This window comes from Halorubrum shenae (genome assembly GCF_051194165.1).
Classification (GTDB): domain Archaea; phylum Halobacteriota; class Halobacteria; order Halobacteriales; family Haloferacaceae; genus Halorubrum.
In genome coordinates, this window is sequence record NZ_JBLZNI010000040.1 from 1 (window position 1) to 3,229 (window position 3,229).

Here is a 3,229-nt window from a genome sequence, read left to right on the forward strand (position 1 = left end):
AGTTGTTCTCTCAGGGACAACTAATGAGATTCAGCTTCATCCGTCTCAACCCGTCCGTGTCGTCTATCGATCTCATCAAGCATATCGAGCGTTTTCCGGATCGATGCCCGAACTGCGTCGCTTCGGTTGACGAACTTGCCTTCGTCGCCGACGTGTTCGTCGAGGTCATCAAGCAATTCCTGGGGGATCTCGACACTGACCTTCGGCATACGCTCGTATTCGCAGAGGAATATCTTCAGCGTGTCGCACAGCACACTAGACTCTCTAGAGGTCCTGTACAATACGCCCACAGCATCCTCGGATATGGAAGACTTGCTCAAAACATTCGACATCTAATTCCTCACAAGTGTTGCTGCGGGGGTTCGGGTTCAGTGTCCAACTCCCGCGGACTACGACACGAGATCGATCGCCTGCTCGGTCAGCCGATAGCGGTACGCTGGCCGGACGAACACGATCTGTCCGTAGTCTTCCGACTTCATCACTTCTTCAGAGGATTCGATCGCTTCGACAGCCGTATTGAGCCGCTCCACCGGGTCACCGGACCGCAGGTACTCAATCGTCTGCTCTGGTTCGATACCGAATTCCGCGGCAAGGATACTTCGAATTGTTCGCCCGGCACCGTCGGCGACGGCGACGGACGGTGCTGAGACACGAGCCTGTGGTCCGTCTTGCTCCGCAGCGTCCTCGGAAAGCGCTGTGACCTGTAGTTCGTCGTCGATATGCGCGATGAGGGCATTCAAATTCGCTTCAGCTTCCTCAGTCACCTGCCCGTTCACGACGTCGTCAAGCCGCTCGCTGATCGCAAAGACGTCCGGTCCGGGTGGCGCAGTCTGCGCAAGGATTCCGATATCCACGAGGTGGTTGAGCACCGTTCGCGGTTGGTACTCGATATCAACAGTAAGCGAGTCGATCAGCTCTGCTCGCTTGATCCCCTCTGCTTCGGAATCGATACCTGCGTTGTAGAACGCTTTTGCCACTGTTACCTGGTCATCGACGCTGTGGGTGCTCTCGTTCCGCTCGCGGATATACTGCTCCAAGCGGTCGAACTCGGTGTCGTCACCCGCATCAATTGTGAGCGCGTCGATGACTGCGTCTGGGAGTTCCGGACGTGGTGCGTCACGGTGCCGTTGGGCTTTCTCAGAAAGCCGCGTATTATCGTAGAGGGCACGCGCGACGGGGAGTCCGCGGAGATACTTGTACTCATAGAGAATCTCCACACCGTGTTCAGTCAGGCCGTAGAACTGCGAGGGGAGATCGCGCGCGTCCTCATTTGGCGGGTGCTGATAGCAGTCGATAATATCGTTGTCCCTGAGTACCTCCACTTGGTCCCGGATTGCGGCCTTGTTCTTTGGCATCATATATGCCAACTCGTCGAGTGACGGGAGATGCTCCGGGTGTCCAAGAATGAACTGTAGGATTAGGTGTCGCGTCTCCTGTGACAGGAGGTCGTAGATCTGCCGCTGTTCTTCGAACGGCCCGTCACCCGTCGCGGCAGAGGTGTCGCTCATACTCTCGCTTAAGCATACCTCGACGATGCGAATAATACTTTGGGTCAACCAATGTGGTATATCCGTAGATAGACCATGTCAGTTGGCAAGCTATTTGCTTCCTCGTCGAGGAACCCACAGTATGTCAGATCCCGGTCCGCCCCCAAATGCAGCAGAGATAATGGAGAGCGTGAACGATGCGCTCCAAGGTCTCGAACTCGAACCGCACGAAACATCGGATATACTGTGGTTTGCCAACCAAGAACTTCCACACCTCCATACCCCCGAAGACTCGTATTTCATCCTCGGCAGTTACCGCGATCCGTATCTCCGACGGCTTCGTATTGTTCAGAACGAACTCGACAAGCGGCTCGGTACGTACCCGTTCTTGATGGGTGATCTCCCGGAGTTGGATCTCGATCGGCTTCCGGTGTTTCGCATTCGATTCACTCTCCTCGCTACGCATGCCGACACGATCGTCGCTGTGTATGAACAGGACGCCGGCGGTGAAGTCACCGAACTTGGGAAAATCAGTACCACGCCGTATTTCGACAAATCGTACGTGCTGCCGCGGGACTACACGTGGATGACCGAACAGCACCTCGACACGGAAGCCGACGTCATCGCGGCAGCTGCGACTATTTATTTCAACGATGATCTCGACGACGCTGCCATCGAAGATGAGATCGACTCGCTCACCACTGCCGCCAGCAAGAACAACATCGATCTCACAGCAGCGGCTGTCATCGACCGATTGACGGATCGAGAAGACAGCGAGCACGCACCGGTCTCATACAGCTGGGTCCACCTCAACGAATTCCGTCTCTTCGAACTCCATGACCGGTGCTTCGCATGGTCCACCCCAGATGGGCTCCGTGATTCTGTTGATGAAGTTCCGTAGTGGGACAATAAGTTCGTTACAGTCTAATACAGTGGTTACAGGCCAGTTTCATCGACATCTGTCACCAACACACTTCGATCGTGTTGGGGATCTTGTGTGAGATACAGAGGCTGTGTGTCGGAGTAAGTCCGAATCACTAGAAACGTCTCATCGCAATTGAGTAGGAACTTTGAGGGGGATAAGCGGAGAGTGGAGATTCATGAGTCCGACCGTCCAAGAACTTCAAAACGCGATTCGAGTGGCGACGGGCCGCTTCGAACGGGAAATCAAGGCGTCGTTTACCAAAGAGGAGTTACAAGCAATTTGTGAGGCACTCGGAGTCGATGTCAACGAGGGTGAGCGGCCATCAACACCGCAGATGCGTCAGCTCATACGGGCGCATGTCGGCATCGCAGAGTCACTTGAGGCGGCCGACGATTCCACCTTCCGGAAGGCCGATCTCCAAGCGATCGCTGACGGAGTTGGAGCATCGTTCGAATCGTAGCCACCAGTTGCCCAAGGAATCTGGCTGCTGCTGTTTACGACATGACTCTCCGAATGAGATCGGCTTTTTGACCGACTTACTCCCTGTATCTCACACAAAATCAAAATCACCAATCCAATCTGTAGGCTTATCAGCGGGGCATTCGCACTCCTCAACGACCGGCTGTTTCAGATGAGTGACTCTATTTGGATAACCGGATTTCAACTATGCTTACCAGAGCGATAAGCATGACACTGACACGCAGCGTCCGACCGGAACTTCAGGCGCTGTCAAATCACACCGTCTAGGAGGTTACTCTGTGAGTGTCACCTCCGCTGCGTATTGCATATCCGGGGTTTGAGGGTCGCGGTGTTGGAC

At 54.8% G+C, this 3,229-nt stretch carries 4 protein-coding genes; 2 read left to right on the plus strand and 2 right to left on the minus strand.

The annotated features are described in order from the left end of the window. Positions 1–20 precede the first annotated feature (20 nt). Complete coding sequence (locus ACNS88_RS17510; protein WP_215088645.1) at positions 21–209, minus strand: ribbon-helix-helix domain-containing protein; 189 nt, start codon at positions 207–209, stop codon at positions 21–23. A 180-nt stretch (positions 210–389) separates the two neighbouring features. Then, complete coding sequence (locus tag ACNS88_RS17515; RefSeq protein WP_435100606.1) at positions 390–1,508, minus strand: hypothetical protein; 1,119 nt, start codon at positions 1,506–1,508, stop codon at positions 390–392. Positions 1,509–1,629: 121 nt separating this feature from the next. On the opposite strand from ACNS88_RS17515, the gene ACNS88_RS17520 reads away from it, so the two are divergent. Together ACNS88_RS17520 and ACNS88_RS17525 are read left to right on the plus strand one after the other, a co-directional pair. Next, positions 1,630–2,388: a DUF8170 family protein gene (locus ACNS88_RS17520; protein ID WP_435100609.1), complete on the plus strand. Its 759-nt coding sequence runs from the start codon at positions 1,630–1,632 to the stop codon at positions 2,386–2,388. Positions 2,389–2,587: 199 nt separating this feature from the next. Next, positions 2,588–2,872 (plus strand): hypothetical protein, encoded by a 285-nt coding sequence (locus tag ACNS88_RS17525; RefSeq protein WP_435100612.1) that lies wholly within the window; start codon positions 2,588–2,590, stop codon positions 2,870–2,872. The last annotated feature ends 357 nt before the right edge of the window (positions 2,873–3,229 follow it).